Source organism: Hydrogenophaga flava NBRC 102514, assembly GCF_001571145.1.
Taxonomy (GTDB): domain Bacteria; phylum Pseudomonadota; class Gammaproteobacteria; order Burkholderiales; family Burkholderiaceae_C; genus Hydrogenophaga; species Hydrogenophaga flava.
Genome location: NZ_BCTF01000001.1, coordinates 1 through 18,040 on the forward strand (window position 1 = coordinate 1; position 18,040 = coordinate 18,040).

Here is an 18,040-nt window from a genome sequence, read left to right on the forward strand (position 1 = left end):
GGCCAAGAAGGCTGCTGCGCCGAAGAAGGCCGCTGCTCCTGCCAAGAAGGCTGCTGCGCCGAAGAAGGCCGCTGCTCCTGCCAAGAAAGCCGCTGCCCCCAAGAAGGCCGCTGTCAAAAAGGCAGCCCCCGCAAAAAAAGCTGAGCCGGCCAAGAAGCCGGCAGCCCCTGCGGCCCCTGCAGCGCAAACCAAGCTGAATCCTCAGGCTGCCTGGCCGTTCCCCACGTCCAGCAAGCCCTGAGTCATCCCTCGGGATGATTGACAAGCCCGGCGTGAAAACGCCGGGCTTTTTCATTGCTGCGCCCAGTCAGAGCGTGTAGTTCTGGCCGCCTCTGCTGGCGATCTTGTTGGCCCCCAGGCGGTTGCCCAGCTCTGCGCAACGCTCCAGCGACCAGCCTTGCGACAGCCCATGCAGCAGCGCGGCACGGAACGCGTCGCCGCAACCGGTCGGGTCCACCACCGCACTCGCAGGCACACCAGCCACCCGGGTCTGGCGCCCCTCTGCATACACATCACAGCCTTGCTCGGCCAGCGTCACGACCAGTCCCCGGACCTGGCCGGCGATCTCCGACAGGCCCAGACCCGTGCGATCACTGAGCATCTTGCCTTCGTAGTCGTTGACCGCCACCCAGCTGGCCATCGACACAAAGTGGCGCAGTTCGTCGCCGTTGAACATCGGCAGTCCCTGACCGGGGTCGAACACGAAGGGAATGCCCGCATCGTGCAGCTGTTGCGCATGCTGCAGCATGGCGTCCCTGCCATCGGGTGCCACGATGGCCAGGCGGATGCCGGCGTCAACGGGCACACGGTTTTCATGGGCCTGCGACATGGCACCGGGGTGGAAGGCCGTGATCTGGTTGTTGTCGCGGTCGGTCATGATCATCGCCTGCGCGGTGTAGTTGTCCGCCGTCGTGCCGATGAAGCGCGTGTCCACGCCCAGGCCCTGCAGCCGCGACAGGTAGTCCTGCGCATCGTTGCCAACCATCGCCAGCGGCACGGCATCGGACCCCAGCTGCCGCAGCCCATATGCGATGTTGCCCGCGCAGCCTCCGAACTCCCGGCGCATGCCGGGCACCAGGAAGGACACATTGAGGATGTGCAACTGACTGGGCAGGATCTGTTCGGCGAAACGACCTTCGAAGGTCATGATGGTGTCGAACGCCAGGGAGCCGCAGATGAGGATGGACATGATGAAAAGAAGAAGGGATCAGGGATAGAACACCAGGGCACGGTAGCCCGTCATGGAAGACACACCGCTGTCGGCGATGGACAGCCGCAGGCTCATGGACACCGAACCTTGCGCCGGCAACACCTCTGGCGCCCCCGGCAGCTCCGCCGGAAGAAACACCCGCCGGACGATCACGTTGTCCCGGGTGTCGGTCAGGCTCAGCTCGAGCGCGGGCACCGCCAGCGGGAGCGCGGCACTGTTCTTGAGCACCAGGTCGAAGGAATAGAAGTTGCCGAGGCGGCGCACCAGGTTGGAGCTGTCGATGGCCACCGCTTCGATGTCGCGGGCCGGGCCGATGCTGCAGTCCAGGGGCTGGCACAGCGACGCCAGCAGAGGCACGCTGTATGGATACCGGGCCGCCAGTCGGTCCCGGTGGTGTACAGCCCACTGCGTCAGCAGCCCGGCCAGCAGCGCGAAGCACACCGCCACCAGCGACACGCGCACCCCCGGGGATTGCCAGAACGCCTTGCGCCGGGCCTACCGAACGAAACTGGGTTCTGTCAGCACGGGCACATCGTCATCCCGCGCTGGTTCCGGCGGCGCCGTCGGAGGCTGTGTCGCCACCACCAGGGAAGGTGCGGGCGGCAGGCTCACCGCCTCCGCAGCCACCTCTGTAGCGGTCACCGGCTCAGGAACCGGCGAGGCGACGGTGGGTTCGGAGGTCTGCACCTCGTCTTTGGCCTGTGCGGCAAACCGGCGCAACTCGTCGGAAAATCCATCGTCGGCCTTTGCCGGACCCGACTCCGACGGCAACGCAGCGGTCGGCGCCCTCGGGTGCAGCAGCCATTCACTATCCGTGTCGTCGTGGGCAACAGGCGCTGGTGGTGCCGAGGCGGCGACAACGGAAGGAGTCGGCACCTGCGCTGGCGCAGCCACCGGTTCTCCCTCCAGGAACAGCGTGGCATCGAACACATCGGAACAGTGCCCGCACCGCACCCAGCCGTCGGATATCTTGAGCTGGTCGGGAACGATCCGGAAGGTCGTTCCGCAAGCCGGACAGCGGGTGGTGAAACTCATGCGGCAATTATTGCAGGCGCCCGCGCCGCGCCCGGCTGCAGAGGCGCTTCACGCCTTGCGGGCGGTCATGAGAATCCAGCCGTCTTCCTCGTCGCTCACACTCAGACTCACCCAGGGCGCATAGGCCTCGCGCAGCTCGTCTTCCTGCCGGGCCAGAATGCCGGCCAGCACGAGATGGCCGCCCGCCTTCACACGCTCGCACAGCAGAGGCGCGAGCACCTTGAGCGGCGTGGCCAGGATGTTGGCCAGCACGACATCGAAGTGCCCGTCGACCGCATCAGGCAAGCCGTTGCGCAGGACCACGCCGTTGGCATCGGCGTTGAGCCGTGTGGACTCCACGGCGGCTGGATCGATGTCGACCGCCACGATGGGGTCGGCACCGAACTTGGCCGCGCCGATGGCCAGGATGCCCGATCCACAACCGTAGTCGAGCACGCGCTGGCCCCGCGGCGCATGGGCAGCGATCCAGCGCAGGCACATGCGGGTGGTCGGGTGGGTGCCCGTGCCGAAGGCCAGGCCTGGATCGAGCCGGATCACCTCTTTCGCGGCGGCGGGTGGTTCGTGCCAGGTCGGCACGATCCAGAAGGTGGGCGTGATCTCGACCGGGTCGAACTGCGACTGGGTCAGACGAACCCAGTCCTGATCCGCTACGGCGCGCACGCCCATCACCTGTGAGCCCTCGAAGAAGTCCTGTGGCAACAGCAGCTCCGCGGCCTCCCGCGCCCCCGCCTCGTACGGAAACAGCGCCACCACGCGCGAGCGGTTCCACCCCTCTTTGGGTGGCGGCATGCCAGGTTCGCCGAACAACGCCTGCTCGGCCGGGGTCAGCGCATCGGCGTCCTCGACCGAGACACTCAGCGCATCCAGCGCAACCAAGGCATCGCCGACCGGCTCGACGCCGGCCTCGGGGACCAGCAGCACCAGCTCGTACAGCGAGCCACCGGACACGTCAGCGCTCACGCTGCGACAGCCACTCTTCGAGGTAGTGGATGTTGGTGCCACCCGCCACGAAACTGGCGTCGACCATCAGCTCGCGGTGCAGCGGGATATTGGTCTTGATGCCCTCGACCACACACTCGGACAGGGCGGTGCGCATGCGCGCCAGTGCCTGTTCACGGGTGTCGCCGTGCACGATGATCTTGCCGATCATCGAGTCGTAGTTGGGCGGCACGAAGTAGTTGGTGTAGGCGTGCGAGTCCACGCGCACACCAGGGCCGCCGGGCATGTGCCAGGTGGTGATGCGCCCGGGCGACGGGGTGAACTTGTAGGCATCTTCCGCGTTGACGCGGCACTCGATGGCATGGCCTCGCAGCTGCACCTGGCGCTGCGTGAATGGCAGCTTTTCGCCAGCCGCCACCGCGATCTGGGTGCGCACGATGTCCACGCCCGAAATCCACTCGGTCACCGGGTGCTCCACCTGCACGCGGGTGTTCATCTCGATGAAATAGAACTCGCCGTTCTCGAACAGAAACTCGAAAGTGCCGGCTCCACGGTAGCCGATCTTCTTGCAGGCGGCGGCGCAGCGCTCACCGATCTTCTCGATCAGGCGGCGCGGGATGCCTGGCGCCGGCGCCTCCTCGATAACTTTCTGGTGGCGGCGCTGCATGGAGCAGTCGCGCTCGCCGAGGTACACCGCGTTGCGGTGCGTGTCGGCCAGCACCTGGATCTCGATGTGTCGGGGGTTCTGGAGAAACTTCTCCATGTAGACCTCGGGGTTGCCGAAGGCCGCTGCGGCTTCCGCCTTGGTGGTCTGCACCGCGTGGATCAGGGCCGCCTCGGTGTGGACCACACGCATGCCGCGGCCACCGCCGCCACCGGCGGCCTTGATGATGACCGGATAACCCACCGCCTTGGCGGTCTTCTTGATCACGGCCGGATCGTCCGGCAGGGCACCCTCGGAGCCGGGCACACAGGGCACGCCCGCGCGGATCATGGCCTGCTTGGCCGAAACCTTGTCGCCCATGATGCGGATCGACTCGGGCGTCGGGCCGATGAACGTGAAGCCACTGCGCTCCACACGCTCGGCGAAGTCGGCGTTTTCCGACAGGAAACCGTAGCCGGGGTGGATCGCTTCTGCGTCCGTGACCTCGGCAGCGGAGATGATGGCCGGCATGCTGAGGTAACTCTGACCCGACGGCGCCGGACCAATGCAGACGGCCTCGTCGGCCAGTCGGACGTACTTGGCGTCTCGATCGGCCTCGGAATAGACCATCACGGCCTTGATGCCCATCTCGCGGCAGGCGCGCTGCACACGCAGGGCGATTTCGCCGCGGTTGGCGATGAGGATTTTCTTGAACATGGGGCGAAGGTCCCCTTATTCGATGATGAACAGCGGCTGGCCGTATTCCACCGCCTGGCCGTTCTCGACCAGGATCTGCGTGATGGTGCCGCTCTTGTCGGCTTCGATCTCGTTGAGGATCTTCATGGCCTCGACGATGCAGATGGTCTCGCCTTCCTTGATGGTCTGGCCGATCTCGGCAAAGGGTTTGGCACCCGGGCTGGACGCGCGATAGAAGGTACCCACCATGGGCGATTTGACGGTGTGCCCGACCGGAGCCGGCGCGGCGGCCGGGGCTGCCGCAGACGCGGCATCGGCCACAGCCTGCACCACGGGGGCAGTGACCGCCGCCACGGGGGCTGCGGCGACGACCTGGGCCACTGCGGCCGCTGGAGCACTCTTGACGATCCTGACCTTGCCTTCGGCTTCGGTGATTTCCAGCTCGGACACGTTCGACTCGGACACCAGGTCGATCAGTGTCTTCAGTTTTCTAAGATCCATGATTTCTCCAACGAATTGCAGTCAAGTTGGTCAAACTTCGCTTATTTTCGATCAAACGAAGCGCCGCCGACTTGCCGGGGTGCGCAGTGTACACGAGGCGGAACACACTGGAAGCGCCGTTCGTCATGCCCGACGAGACGGGTGAGAGGCTGCAGCAGGCCTGCAAACTGGCTCAAGTTCGCGGGACTTTAACCGCTTTTTAATTCTGTTCGCAACGTTTGACGAATACCGCCCGTCCGACAACAAACTCAGACCAGCTGGGCCCACTGCGTCAGTTCTTCGGCGCTGACTTTGCCCAGCTTGCGGTGCAGCACGGACCCGTCCACGCCAAACACCACACTGAAGGGCAAGGCCCCGCTGGGATTGCCCAGGCTTCGCGCCATGTCGGAGCCGGCAAAGCCGGCCAGCGCCACGGGAAAGTCCAGTGGCAGCCGCGTCAGAAACCGCGACACCGGCGCCGCCTGGTCCACCGCCAGTCCCAGCACCTGCCAGCCCTGGGCCGAGTGCTCCTTGTAAAAGGTGTTGATGAGCGGCAGCTCCTCGACACAGGGCGGGCACCAGGTGGCCCAGAAATTCACGAGCAATGGACGCCCCCTGAAGCCCGCCATGGACACCGGAGCGCCCGCCACATGAGGGAACGCGCTTGCCCAGAACTGGTTTTCAGCCTCACCAAGCACCGGCCCCGGGCGCAGCCGCCACCAGGCCACCCCCGCACCGGCCGCCGCAGCCGCCGCGCCCAGCCCCGCCATCAGCAAGGTCCGGCGGTTCATGCTGCTTCCCTATGGGAACCGGGGTCGGCGGCCAGCAAGGCGCGCACCTCCTGTGCATCGCCCCGGGGGCGCCGCCCCTGCGCGTCTGGCCTGAGAGCGCCGCGCAAGGCGTCGTGGTCCAGCACCAGCAGGTGCAGGAGTACCCACTGTTCCAGCGCATCGCAGCGCAACCTCAGCGTGAGGGCTTCGACCGGCTCCCCTTGGGCATCACTGGCAGCCGTCCCCGGGTGGTACTCGACCCGGTGGTCCAGCAGCGCCCACTCGGCCGATTTCGGATCGTCACAGTACAGCTGCACATAGATGTCGCTGTGGCGGGTGGCCGTGCCGTGCCAGACCGCCCCGCACAGATGGGGCCTGAAGGCGGCGAGCCGATCCATCCACACCAGAGCCAGCTCCCGCAGCGTCTTCAGCTCGGCCGGCTGGGTATCTGCACAAAAGATCGCGATGTGTTCGCGCACCGCTGCTTCCAGGGCTTGGTTGTCGGGCCAGGGGGTGCGCGAGGGTGGAAGGCCGAGCTGCTTGGCCGCGCGCCGCTTGGCCGCCGCGTATTCCAGACCCTCGTCAACCACCAGGCGCGCTGCCACCGAGGCGATCTCGGCGGAGGTGTCGGTGCGGAAGCTGTCCATGGACGGGGATTGTGCACGGGCACCCCCCTAGAATCGCCGCATGCACATTCATATCCTGGGCATTTGCGGCACATTCATGGGCGGCCTGGCCGCACTCGCGCGCGAAGCCGGCCACCGCGTCACCGGCTGCGACGCCGGGGTCTACCCCCCGATGAGCGACCAGCTGCGCGCGCTGGGCATCGACCTGATCGAGGGCTTCGCTGCCGACCAGATGGCCTTGGCACCGGACATGTACGTGGTGGGCAACGTGGTCAGCCGCGCCCGTCTGACCGACGGCACCCCGAAGTTCCCATTGATGGAAGCCATCCTGGAGGCCGGCGCTCCGTACACCAGCGGTCCCCAGTGGCTGGCCGAACATGTTCTGCAGGGACGCCATGTGCTGGCCGTCGCCGGCACCCATGGCAAGACCACCACCACCTCGATGCTGGCCTGGATCCTGGAAGCCAACGGCCTGCACCCAGGCTTTCTGGTGGGCGGCGTACCGATGAACTTCGGCGTGTCGGCGAGGCTGGGCGCAGGCAAGACCTTTGTGATCGAAGCGGACGAATACGACACAGCCTTCTTCGACAAACGCAGCAAGTTCGTGCACTACCGCCCGCGCACAGCCATCCTGAACAACCTCGAGTTCGACCACGCCGACATCTTCGACAACCTGGCCGCGATCGAACGGCAGTTCCACCACCTGGTGCGCACGGTGCCTGGCAGTGGTCGGCTGGTGGTCAACGGCCTCGAAGAGAGCCTGGACCGGGTGCTGCACATGGGGCACTGGAGCGAGGTGCGCAGCTTCGGCGCTGCCGTCAGCGACTTCAGCGCAGTCGGTGAACCCCATGCGTTCGATGTACACGAACATGGCAAGAAGGTGGCTCGCGTGGAGTGGGCACTCACTGGCGAACACAACCAGCTGAACGCGCTCGCGGCCATTGCGGCCGCCCAGCATGTGGGGGTGTCACCCGCCGACGCGGCGAAGGCGCTGGGCCACTTCCAGAACGTGCGCCGGCGCATGGAGGTCCGTGGCACGGCGCCCCGTGAAGGCGGCACCATCACCGTCTACGACGACTTCGCCCACCACCCCACCGCCATCCGCACCACGCTGGACGGGCTGCGCCGGCGCCTGGGCCCGTCGGGCGGGCGCATCCTGGCGGTGTTCGAGCCGCGCAGCAACACCATGAAGCTGGGCACGATGAAGTCGCAATTGCCCTGGAGCCTGGAGCAGGCCGATATCGCGTTCTGCCACTCGGGCGGGCTGGACTGGGATGCGCGCGAGGCGCTGGCGCCGATGGGCGCGCGTGCTTCGGTCGCCGCGACCATCGACGAACTGGTGCAGCAGGTGGTCTCGGCCGCCAGGGCCGGCGACCACATCGTCTGCATGAGCAACGGCGGTTTCGGCGGTGTTCACACCCGCCTGCTGACCGCGCTGGGACCAGTGGCTCAGTAACCAACCGACATGGTGGCCAGGTCGACCGTCACGGTCGGCTTGGCCAGTGCCGCGCTGCTGGCGCGCGCAAACTCCATCGCCCAGTTCCTGTGCGCCGCATCGCGGAAGCGGTCCTGGCCAGCCGCCTGCGCCACGCTGAGCACCTTGTCGGCCGTCAGCACCTTGCCGGTCAGGCGGATGGGCTCGCAGTCGAATGCCGTGAACTGCTGGTCCAGCCAGGCGCGCGCCTGGTCGTGTGGCATGGGCTGCACCTCTTCAAGATCGAAGCGGTAGGTGGCGGGCTCGCCCCAGGTCACGGTGACTTGGCTGCGCATGGAAATACTCCTGACGGATAGGGATGAACACAGCGGCCCGGATACCGGACCTCTTCTTGCATTCCTATTGTGCGCCCGTCGACACACGCAGCGGCGAATGAACCGCCTGCCGCAGGAGGCTGGACGGCACCACCGACTCCGGATTGTGCTGGCGCGAAGACAGGTCGGCGTCGACGTGGTCGAACCGCAGCGCCACCATCGAGCGCCGGTTGTCTCTTTCGGCGCGGCGTGCACTGTCCACATCGGTTGTCAGCGCACCGCCGTGGTACAGCGCCGCCAGATGGCGCGCCAGGTCGTGTTCCGCCGAGGAGGTCCGCTCGCGCAACTGGGCCAATGTGGCCGGCCGGTCCATCAGTTCGCGCATCAGCACCAGATGGAACTCACCGAACCAGTGCGCCGGCAGGCGCGGCACCCGGCGCAGGTACAGGCTCTGCTCGCGGTACCGGTGGGGCAGCACATCGCGCCGGGTTCGCACCGCGTAGTTCCACATCACGCGGTGCAACGGAAGGCGGATGAACGAGGGCGGCACCTCCAGCGACAGCTTGGCGCCGAAGGTCCAATCGGCCATCGCCAGGTCGACCGGCCTGGCGGGGATCAGCAGGGAGGCCTGCCAGCGTTGAATGTCGATCACCGCCAGCAGCCGGTCTCCCGCCGAGAGGTGGACCACACCACCTGAACGCATCTGGTCCATATGGTCGTATATCCGTGCGCCGAGGGCGAACTGCGTGCGCAAAGGACGCAGCCAGGCCTCGAAACGCTGCAGACGCTGGCGCACGCTGCTTTCACTGTCGGCCTCGAAGAACTCGGCCGACGCAAAGCCTTCTGGCAAGGGCGTGGCAAACGCCAGCGGTCGGTCGACTTCCGCGCGGTTGAGGGTCAGGCGCTCACCGCTGCCATGGGGATGACGGATCACCAGTTCATCGCGACCGAGCACGTCGACGGCATCGCCGGCGATCATCCAGGCGTCCGCCAGATGCGGATCGCAGGCGCGCCACTCGGGCCAGCCGGCAGGCATCTGGGCCGCCCACGACTGAAGACGCAGCCCCGCTGCATCGGAAAAACCCAACAACCCCAGACCCAGAACCGGCTGCTCCAAACACACCCCCTGTGGCTTGCCAACCAAGCCCGTGCGGCGCCCACGATGCGCACCGCGTGCTGCTCACATTAGACCATCGTCCTCATAGGCGGACACACCCGTTCGCGACAGGGTCCTGTGAGCTTTGCTACGAACGGACGGTCAGCGTGCGGTCCGCCGGCGAGCCACCGCCTGGGAAAGGATCTCCAGCGCCTGCACCGAGTCACCCCAGCCCAGGCAGGCGTCGGTGATGCTCTGTCCATAGGCCAGCTTGTTCACATCGTCCTTGCCTGGCGTGAACTTCTGGGCGCCCGCCTCGATGTGGCTTTCGATCATGACGCCGAACACGCTCTTGCTGCCAGCGGCCATCTGCTGCCCGATGTCTCGCGCCACCTCCAGCTGCTTCTCGTGCTGCTTGCTGCTGTTGGCATGGCTGCAGTCGACCATCAGACGCGGTGTGAGCTTGGCGGCCTCCAGTTCCTTGACCGCGGCAGCGACACTGGCGGCGTCGTAGTTCGGTGCCTTGCCGCCGCGCAGGATGACGTGGCAGTCCTTGTTGCCGTTGGTCTGCACGATGGCGACCTGGCCGTTTTTGTGCACCGACAGGAAGTGGTGGCCGCGCGCAGCGGCCTGGATGGCGTCGGTCGCGATCTTGATGTTGCCGTCGGTGCCGTTCTTGAAGCCGATCGGTGCCGACAGGCCCGAGGCGAGCTCGCGGTGCACCTGGCTTTCGGTGGTGCGCGCACCGATGGCGCCCCAGGCGATCAGGTCACCGATGTACTGCGGGCTGATCACGTCCAGGAACTCGCTGCCGGCCGGCAGGCCCTGGCGGTTGATCTCGATGAGCAGCTGGCGTGCGATGCGCAGGCCTTCGTCGATGCGGTAGCTCTCATCCAGGTACGGGTCGTTGATCAGCCCCTTCCAGCCCACCGTCGTGCGCGGCTTCTCGAAGTAGACGCGCATCACGATTTCCAGCGTGTCGGCGTACTTCTCGCGCAGCGGCTTGAGACGGCGGGCGTAGTCGAGCGCGGCGGCCGGGTCGTGGATCGAGCAGGGACCGATGATGACCAGCAGGCGGTCATCCTTGCCATGCAGGATGTCGTGAATGCGGCTGCGGGTCTGTTTGATCAGGGTCTCAACCGTCGTGCCGGCGATGGGGAAGAAGCGGATGAGGTGTTCGGGCGGCGGGAGCACGGTGATGTCCTTGATGCGCTGGTCGTCGGTCTGGCTGGTCTTGTCGGCTGGGCGCGCATACCAGGCATCGCTGGCGGCAGTGGTCTTGGCGGTCATCGAAGGCTCCTCGCAGGGTGAAAAAGAAGGGGTGAAAAAAAACCGCCGGGCTGGGAGCCCGGCGGTTTCGGAGGTTTTGGGTTGCTTGGCGCGCTTACACCCTTGCCTCTCGTCCGCCGGGGACAGAGAACCAAAAGTAAAAGCCAAAAAAGATGGCGGCGCGGGTTTGCATAGGTCGCGAATGTAGCACAGAGCTTTTGACAGGCGTCTTACAGACCGATCCGCCGCCGGGCCGCCCCAAGGCAGATCAGTCCCCACGGGGGGCAGCGACCCGCGCAGCGGTGGAGCGTGGGGGTCACATTCCTCAGGCTGTACCGCCCACGGTGAGGCCGTCGATGCGCAAGGTGGGCTGCCCAACCCCCACCGGCACGCTCTGCCCTTCCTTGCCACAGGTGCCGACACCACTGTCCAGGCGCATGTCGTTGCCGATCATGCTGATCTTCTTGAGCGACTCGGGGCCACTGCCGACCAGGGTAGCTCCCTTGACAGGGTACTGGATCTGGCCGTTCTCGACCCAGTAGGCCTGGCTGGCGGAGAAGACGAACTTGCCGCTGGTGATGTCGACCTGGCCGCCACCGAAGTTGGTGGCGTACAGACCCTTCTTGATGCTGGCCACGATTTCGTCCGGGCTCTTGTCGCCGCCCAGCATGTAGGTGTTGGTCATGCGCGGCATGGGCACATGGGCGTAGCTCTCGCGCCGGCCGTTGCCGGTGGGCTTGACGCCCATCAGGCGCGCGTTCATCGCATCCTGGATGTAACCCTTGAGGATGCCATCCTCGATCAGCACATTCTTCTGCGTGGTGCAGCCTTCGTCGTCGACGTTGAGCGAGCCGCGGCGGTCGGCGATGGTGCCATCGTCCAGCACCGTCACACCCTTGGCCGCCACGCGCTGGCCGATGCGGCCGCTGAAGGCGCTGGAACCCTTGCGGTTGAAGTCGCCCTCCAGCCCGTGGCCCACGGCTTCGTGCAGCAACACACCCGGCCAGCCCGGGCCGAGCACCACCGTCATCTCGCCGGCCGGTGCGGGGCGGGCATCCAGGTTGGTCAGCGCCGACTGCACCGCCTCGTCCACGTAGCCGCTCACCACAGCGTCGTCGAAGTAGGCCAGACCGAAGCGGCCACCGCCGCCCGAGCTGCCCATCTCGCGGCGCCCCTTCTGTTCGGCGATCACCGTCACCGACAGCCGCACCAGCGGACGCACATCGGCCGCCACCGTGCCGTCGGCGCGCGCGATCAGCACCACGTCGTGCTCGGCGGCCAGCCCGGCCATCACCTGCACCACGCGCGGGTCACGCGCCTTGGCCAGCTTCTCCACCTTTTCCAGCAGGGCGATCTTGGCCGCGCTGTCGAGCGTGCCGATCGGGTCGAGCCCCGGGTAGAGCGAACGCGACTTCGAAGTCTTGGCGGCTGGCACACGGACCTTGCGGCTCTGACCCTGGCCGGAAATCGAGCGGACCGTGTGCGCGGCGTCCAGCAACGAGTCCCAGGACAGGTCGTCGGAATAGGCGAAGGCGGTCTTCTCGCCGCTGACGGCGCGCACGCCCACGCCCTGGTCGATGCTGAAGCTGCCGGTCTTGACGATGCCCTCCTCCAGGCTCCAACCCTCGCTGCGCGTGGTCTGGAAATATAGGTCAGCGTCGTCGACGCCGTGCGAGGTCATCTCGCCCAGCGCGCGCTGCAAGTGGGACATGCTCAGGCCATAGGGGGTGAGCAGGAGGCTTTCGGCGGTGGCCAGTCGGGCCAGGGTGGGTTCGCGGGCGATCATGGGTGGATTGTAGGAAGCTGGGCGCCCGAGCGCCTGCCGCTGGTCGCGACCCCGGGCGGATCAGTGGGATTGCCCGGCCTGCCCGCGCAGCAGCGGCAAAAGGGCGCCGTCGTCGCGGTCGGCCAGTCCGGCGGCATGGGCCTGGGCAAACACGGCCGCCGCCCGCGCGCCGAGCGGACCGTCGAACCCGGCCTGCCGGGCGGCCTCGACCGCCAGCCGGGTGTCTTTTTCCAGCAGGGTCACATGGGCGCGCGGCTCGAAGTCGCCGGCAATCGCCCGCCGCATGCGGTCCGAGCCGATCCAGCTCTGGCCGCTGGACTGCTCGATCACGTCCAGCGTGGTGCCCAGGTCCAGCCCCAGGCGGTCGGCCAGCGCCAGCACCTCGGCCGCGCCGACGAGGTTGATGCCCGCCAGCAGGTTGTTGACCAGCTTGGTGCGGGAGCCATCTCCCACGCGCTCGCTGATCACGAAGCGGCGCGAGGAGAGCCGGGCGAGAAGCGCTTCGTGGCGCTGCAGCAGCAGCGCCGGGGCGGCCAGCATCAGGCTCGTGCTGCCATCGCGTGCCCGCGCCGGGCCGCCGGACATGGGCGCGTCGATGCAGCCGATGCCACGCTCCGCCAGGCCGGCGGCCAGGGCCTCGGCGTCCTGCGGCGCGATGGTAGGGCAGAGCATCACCGTCTGGCCGGCGCGCATGCGAGAGGCCGCGCCGTCGGTGCCAAACAGCACATCGTGCGACTGCTGCGCATCCACGACGCAGACGATCAGGACGCCGCCGTCTTCCAGCGCAGAAGCCGCCAGCGACGGCGTGTCGGCCAGTTCGGCGCCGGCCACCAGGGCCTGCTGCTGCCGCGCGGGATCGATATCGCAGACCACCACGGCCATGCCGGCCTCGCACATGCGCTCCACCATGGCGCCGCCCATGTTGCCGGCGCCAACGACCACGACAGGAAAGGATGGGGTCATCACGATTGCATGAGTCGCTTGGACTTGGCAATCGACATCAGGATGCCCAGCCCCACACCCATGGTCACCATGGCCGTGCCGCCGTAGCTGATGAAGGGCAGCGGCACCCCCACCACCGGCAGGATGCCGCTGACCATGCCCATGTTGACGAAGGCGTAGACGAAGATGTTGAGCGTCATGGCGCCGGCCAGCAGGCGCGCGAACAGGGTCGGCGCCTCCATTGCGACGGTCAGGCCACGCACGATCAGGAAGATGAACCCAGCCATCAGACCCAGGGTGCCCACGAGGCCGAACTCTTCGGAAAACGCGGCGTAGATGAAGTCGGTGGTGCGCTCGGGAATGAACTCCAGGTGGGTCTGTGTGCCCTGCATGAAGCCCTTGCCCCAGACGCCGCCGGAGCCGATGGCGATCATGCCCTGGATGATGTGGAAGCCCTTGCCCAGCGGATCCTTGAACGGGTCCAGCAGGGTGCAGACGCGCTGGCGCTGGTACTCGTGCAGCACCTTCCAGTCGACGTCCGGCGCGCACCACTGCGGCTCCATGAGGATCAGCGTGACGATGCCGACCGCCGCCAGCAGCACGGGCGGGATGATCAGCTTCCAGCTCAGGCCGGCGAAAAAGATCACCGCCAGGCCCGAGGCCAGCACCAGCAGCGTGGTGCCCAGGTCGGGCTGCTTGAGGATCAGGAACGCCGGCACCGCCAGCAGCAGCCCCGCCATGGCGAAATCCAGCGGTTTGAGCATGCCCTCGCGGCGCTGGAACCACCAAGCCAGCATCATCGGCATGGCCACCTTCATCAGCTCGCTGGGCTGGATCACGATGCCGACGTTGATCCAGCGCGTGGCGCCTTTCTTGGTGATGCCGAACAGTTCCACCCCCAGCAGCAGCATCACACCGACCACGTACATCGGCACGGCCAGCGCCATCAGCCGCTGCGGCGGCACCTGGGAGACGGTGAACAGCACCACGGCGGCCAGCAGCATGTTGCGACCATGGCTGGTGAAGCGTGTGCCGTGGTCGAAACCGACCGAGTACATGGTCATCAGGCCCGCGCCGGCCAGCAGCAGAATGGCCAGCGCCAGCGGTCCGTCAAAGCCCTGGAAGATGGGTCGGATGCGTTGCCAGAGCGAAGGTTTGTCGAGTACGGCGGCCATGAGGCAGCCATTATCCTTCCGCCATGCACGCCACACCCCGCCCTCCGGTCAGTCACCTGCTCTATCTGCACGGCTTCCGCTCCTCGCCGCAATCGGCCAAGGCCCTGCAAGTGGCCGGGCGCGTGCGCTCGCAGCACCCGGGCGTGGTCTGGTGCTGCCCGCAACTGCCGCCGTCCCCGCGCGAAGCCGCCGACCTGATGCGGCGGCTCACGGACGGCTGGCCGGCCGACGGCATGGCCGTCATCGGCTCGTCGCTGGGCGGCTTCTACGCCCGCTGGCTGTCGCTGCAGCGCGGCTGCGTGGCCGCCCTGCTCAACCCGGCGCCGTTTCCGCAGCGCGATCTGGCGAAGTACATCGGCGAACACCCGGTCTGGCAGAACCCGGACGAACACATCTTCTTCCAGCCGGATTTCATTGGTGAACTGGAGGCGCTGGCCGGCGACATTGCCCGGCTGGCACCCGCGCAGCCAGGCACCTCCGAGCACCTGTTCGCCCTCATCTCAGAAAAGGACGAGGTGCTGGACTGGCACGAAATGGTGGCGTTTTGCGCCGGCGGCAGCATCTACCGCCTGCCCGAAGGCGACCACGCCATCTCCGACTTCGAGCGACACATCGACCGCCTGTTCCGGTTCCTGCGGCTGGCGGACTGAGGCTCGGGGCGCCCCGTCCTGCGTGGGACAATCGCGCCCATGCACATCCTGTTCGACGAAGCCGGGAAACTGATGACCGGCCGCCTCATGTCCGAAGCCGAAAGCTCCCTGCAGGTGGAGCTCGATTCGGGCAAGCGCGTGAAGGTCAAGACCGCCAACGCCCTGCTGCGTTTCGAGAAACCCGCCCCGGCCCAGCTCATGCCCGCCGCCACTGCCCTGGCCGCCACCATGGAACTGGAGCTGGCCTACGAGTTCGCACCTGAGGACGAGTTTGGCTTCGCCGACCTGGCAACCGACTATTTCAGCGACCCGGCCACCACCGAGCAGCAGGTGGCGGCGCTGATCTGCCTGCAGGGCGCGCCGCACTACTTCCGCCGCGCCGGCAAGGGCCGTTACAAGAAGGCTCCGGCCGAGATCGTGGCCCAGGCGCTCGCCGCCATCGAGAAGAAAAAGCAGATCCAGGCGCAGATCGACGCCTGGGCGGCCGAGCTGGTCGCCGGCACCTGCCCGGAGCCGGTGCGCGCGCAGCTCTACAAGATCCTGTTCAAGCCAGACAAGAACGCGCCCGAATACAAGGCCGTGGTCGAGGCCGCGCGCAGCAGCCACCTCAACCCGCTGGCCCTGCTGGAGAAGGCCGGCGCCATCAGCAGCGCCTACCAGTTCCACTGGCAGCGCTTCCTGTTCGACCAGTTCCCCAAGGGCACGGGCTTTCCGGCACTGCAGGCGCCGGCCATCACCGACGAGCTGCCGGTGGCCGCGGTGCAGGCCTTCTCCATCGACGACTCGCACACCACCGAGATCGACGATGCGCTCTCGCTGCAGGGGCTGGGCAGCGGCACGGTCACGCTGGGCATCCACATTGCGGCGCCGGGGCTGGCGATCAAGCCGGACGACGCCATCGACCACGTCGCGCGCCAGCGCCTGTCCACGGTCTACATGCCGGGCCACAAGATCACCATGCTGCCCGACGAGGTGGTGCAGCGCTACACGCTGGAGGCCGGGCGCGACTGCCCAGCGGTGTCGCTCTATGTGAGCTTCGACGAAGCAACGCTGGAACTCAAGGACAGCCGCACCGCGCTGGAGCGCGTGCCGATTGCCCACAACCTGCGCCACGACCAGCTCGACAGCGTGATCACCGATGCCTGGCTGACTGGCGACACGCCGGTGGACACAGCGAGTGCCGAGATCGCCACGCTGCAACCGACGCTGGCCTTCCTCTTCCGGCTCGCCAAACACCTGAAGGCCCAACGCGAGGTGGTGCGCGGCAAACCCGAGACCTTCACCCGGCCCGACTACACCTTCAAGTTGCACGGCGTGACCGGTGGCGAGCCCGACGGCAGCGAGACCGTGGTGATCGGCACCCGCTCGCGCGGCGCCCCGCTGGACCTGATGGTGGCCGAGGCCATGATCCTGGCCAACAGCCACTGGGGTCAGTGGCTGGCCGCCTGTGGCGTGCCCGGCATCTACCGCAGCCAGGCCAGCCTGGCGCCCGGCGTCAAGGTGCGCATGGGCACCAAGGTCGCGCCGCACGCCGGCATCGGCGTCAAGGCCTACGCCTGGAGCACCTCCCCGTTGCGCCGCTATGTGGACCTGGTCAACCAATGGCAGATCATCGCCTGCGCCCGCCACGGCACCACGGCCGCTCTGGCGGCGCCGTTCAAGCCCAAGGACGCCAACCTGTTCGCCGTCATCAGTGGCTTCGATGCGGCCTACACCGCCTACAACGGGTTCCAGAACGGCATGGAGCGCTTCTGGACGCTCAAACACCTGCAGCAGACCGGCACCACCGAACTGACCGCCACCCTGATCAAGGACAACCTGGTGCGTGCCGACACGCTGCCGCTGGTGCTGCCCGTGCTGGGCGCCGAGGGTCTGCCGCGCGGCGCGCATGTTCGCGTGCGCCTGGGTGCCATCGACGAGATCGCGCTGGATGTGTCCGGCACGGTCATCGAACGGCTGGACGGGCCGGTCGGGGCGCTGGACGAATCGGCCGACGCCGAGGACGAAGAGCTGGCCACGCCGCTGGCACTGGCCATCGATGTCAACGAAGCCGAGGTCGGTGCCGCCGATCCCGCGGCTTCCTGACGCTGCACGGATAATCGCGCCCGTGAATCCGGTTCTGAACTTCCTGCGGCGGCTGAGCACGCTCCAGATCGCCCTGGGCATCTCGGTGGTGGTGCACGCCGCCCTGCTCACGGTGCGCTTCGTCGACCCCGAAGGCTTCAACCGCGTGTTCCAGGACACGCCGCTGGAGGTGATCCTGGTCAACGCGAAGAGCAACGACCGGCCGGACAAGGCGCAGGCGATCGCCCAGGCCTCCCTGGCTGGCGGCGGGGATGTGGAAAAAGGTCGGGCCACTTCGCCCCTGCCGTCCATGCAGCAAGCACGGATCGGCGACACCCCCGAGAAGGACGAGGAGATGATCGAGGCGCTCAAGGAGCGCCAGAGCCAGATCCTGGCCCAGGTTCGGCAGCAGCTCGCGAGCATGCCGCCACCCGATCTGCAGGCCGTCAATCCGAGTCCCGAGTCGGTCGAGCGCGAACAGCGCCGCCAGCTGCTGACCAAGCTGCTGGCCGAGATCGAAAAGCGCATCAACGAAGAGAACGCCCGCCCGCGCAAGCGCTACATCAGCCCCGCCACGCGGGAAGAGGTCTACGCGGTCTACTACGACGAGCTCCGGCGCCGGATCGAGGACCGCGGCACCACCAACTTCCCCGAGTTGGCCGGTCGCAAGCTCTATGGCGAGCTGACCATGGTCATCACGGTCAACCACACCGGCTCGGTGCTGGACACCGAGGTGGTCCAGACCTCGGGCACCCTGACGCTGGATCGGCGGGCCGAGTCCATCGTGCGCAGCCTGAAGTTCGGCAAGTTCAACGAGGCCATGCGCCGGCGCGCCGACCAGATCGTGGTCGTGTCGCGCTTCCGGTTCACCCGGGATGCGGGTCTGCAGACCCAGATGAGTTCGCAGTAG

The 18,040-nt window shown here is 67.1% G+C and carries 18 protein-coding genes and 1 pseudogene; 5 read left to right on the forward strand and 14 right to left on the reverse strand.

The annotated features are described in order from the left end of the window. Nucleotides 1-241 (forward strand): annotated as a pseudogene (locus HFL01S_RS25535) (histone); the annotation flags it as partial. Nucleotides 242-307: 66 nt separating this feature from the next. On the opposite strand, the gene HFL01S_RS00005 reads toward HFL01S_RS25535, so the two are convergent. The 8 genes from HFL01S_RS00005 to HFL01S_RS00035 form a co-directional block, all read right to left on the reverse strand. Next, nucleotides 308-1,189, reverse strand: a complete 882-nt coding sequence (locus HFL01S_RS00005; RefSeq protein ID WP_066252930.1) for a carbohydrate kinase family protein — start codon at nt 1,187-1,189, stop codon at nt 308-310. A gap of 18 nt (nt 1,190-1,207) precedes the next feature. After that, nucleotides 1,208-1,672, reverse strand: coding sequence for a DUF3426 domain-containing protein (locus HFL01S_RS00010; protein ID WP_066252933.1), 465 nt, complete (start codon nt 1,670-1,672; stop codon nt 1,208-1,210). 33 nt (nt 1,673-1,705) lie between these two features. Continuing rightward, complete coding sequence (locus tag HFL01S_RS24510) at nt 1,706-2,245, reverse strand: zinc-ribbon domain-containing protein (RefSeq protein ID WP_084382994.1); 540 nt, start codon at nt 2,243-2,245, stop codon at nt 1,706-1,708. A gap of 48 nt (nt 2,246-2,293) precedes the next feature. After that, entirely contained in the window at nt 2,294-3,178 is an 885-nt protein-coding gene (gene prmA, locus HFL01S_RS00015; RefSeq protein WP_066253730.1) for a 50S ribosomal protein L11 methyltransferase, read from the reverse strand. A gap of 16 nt (nt 3,179-3,194) precedes the next feature. Next, nucleotides 3,195-4,544 (reverse strand): acetyl-CoA carboxylase biotin carboxylase subunit, encoded by a 1,350-nt coding sequence (gene accC, locus HFL01S_RS00020; RefSeq protein WP_066252936.1) that lies wholly within the window; start codon nt 4,542-4,544, stop codon nt 3,195-3,197. Between the two features lie 15 nt (nt 4,545-4,559). Then, nucleotides 4,560-5,024: an acetyl-CoA carboxylase biotin carboxyl carrier protein gene (gene accB, locus HFL01S_RS00025; RefSeq protein ID WP_066252939.1), complete on the reverse strand. Its 465-nt coding sequence runs from the start codon at nt 5,022-5,024 to the stop codon at nt 4,560-4,562. 248 nt (nt 5,025-5,272) lie between these two features. Beyond that, nucleotides 5,273-5,794 carry a TlpA family protein disulfide reductase gene (locus tag HFL01S_RS00030; RefSeq protein WP_066252942.1) on the reverse strand — a complete coding sequence of 174 codons (522 nt, stop codon included), beginning with the start codon at nt 5,792-5,794 and terminating at the stop codon, nt 5,273-5,275. Beyond that, nucleotides 5,791-6,420, reverse strand: a complete 630-nt coding sequence (locus HFL01S_RS00035) for a hypothetical protein (protein ID WP_066252944.1) — start codon at nt 6,418-6,420, stop codon at nt 5,791-5,793. Before HFL01S_RS00035 ends, HFL01S_RS00030 begins: the two co-directional genes overlap by 4 nt. 40 nt (nt 6,421-6,460) lie before the next feature. Here HFL01S_RS00035 and mpl point away from each other — a divergent pair, with 40 nt between their 5' ends. Further along, a complete protein-coding gene (gene mpl / locus HFL01S_RS00040; protein ID WP_066252947.1) occupies nt 6,461-7,855 on the forward strand; it encodes a UDP-N-acetylmuramate:L-alanyl-gamma-D-glutamyl-meso-diaminopimelate ligase in 1,395 nt (464 codons plus the stop codon). Here mpl and HFL01S_RS00045 read toward each other — a convergent pair. From HFL01S_RS00045 to rodA, 6 genes are all read right to left on the reverse strand, one after another. Continuing rightward, entirely contained in the window at nt 7,849-8,169 is a 321-nt protein-coding gene (locus HFL01S_RS00045; RefSeq protein WP_066252950.1) for a hypothetical protein, read from the reverse strand. The genes mpl and HFL01S_RS00045 overlap by 7 nt on opposite strands. 64 nt (nt 8,170-8,233) lie before the next feature. Beyond that, nucleotides 8,234-9,265: a hypothetical protein gene (locus HFL01S_RS00050; protein WP_157538727.1), complete on the reverse strand. Its 1,032-nt coding sequence runs from the start codon at nt 9,263-9,265 to the stop codon at nt 8,234-8,236. Between the two features lie 141 nt (nt 9,266-9,406). Beyond that, nucleotides 9,407-10,534 (reverse strand): 3-deoxy-7-phosphoheptulonate synthase, encoded by a 1,128-nt coding sequence (locus HFL01S_RS00055; RefSeq protein WP_066252956.1) that lies wholly within the window; start codon nt 10,532-10,534, stop codon nt 9,407-9,409. 304 nt (nt 10,535-10,838) lie between these two features. Further along, nucleotides 10,839-12,299 (reverse strand): metalloprotease TldD, encoded by a 1,461-nt coding sequence (gene tldD / locus HFL01S_RS00060; protein ID WP_066252959.1) that lies wholly within the window; start codon nt 12,297-12,299, stop codon nt 10,839-10,841. Between the two features lie 60 nt (nt 12,300-12,359). After that, a complete protein-coding gene (locus HFL01S_RS00065) occupies nt 12,360-13,262 on the reverse strand; it encodes an NAD(P)-dependent oxidoreductase (protein ID WP_066252961.1) in 903 nt (300 codons plus the stop codon). Continuing rightward, nucleotides 13,262-14,416: a rod shape-determining protein RodA gene (rodA, locus tag HFL01S_RS00070; protein WP_066252964.1), complete on the reverse strand. Its 1,155-nt coding sequence runs from the start codon at nt 14,414-14,416 to the stop codon at nt 13,262-13,264. Before rodA ends, HFL01S_RS00065 begins: the two co-directional genes overlap by 1 nt. Nucleotides 14,417-14,439: 23 nt before the next feature. Here rodA and HFL01S_RS00075 point away from each other — a divergent pair, with 23 nt between their 5' ends. From HFL01S_RS00075 to HFL01S_RS00085, 3 genes are read left to right on the forward strand one after another with little or no spacing between them, the layout of a single operon-like run. Beyond that, nucleotides 14,440-15,066 (forward strand): YqiA/YcfP family alpha/beta fold hydrolase, encoded by a 627-nt coding sequence (locus HFL01S_RS00075; RefSeq protein ID WP_066252967.1) that lies wholly within the window; start codon nt 14,440-14,442, stop codon nt 15,064-15,066. Nucleotides 15,067-15,105: 39 nt separating this feature from the next. Next, a complete protein-coding gene (locus HFL01S_RS00080; RefSeq protein ID WP_066252969.1) occupies nt 15,106-17,151 on the forward strand; it encodes a ribonuclease catalytic domain-containing protein in 2,046 nt (681 codons plus the stop codon). A 22-nt stretch (nt 17,152-17,173) separates the two neighbouring features. Then, nucleotides 17,174-18,040: an energy transducer TonB gene (locus tag HFL01S_RS00085; protein ID WP_245644703.1), complete on the forward strand. Its 867-nt coding sequence runs from the start codon at nt 17,174-17,176 to the stop codon at nt 18,038-18,040.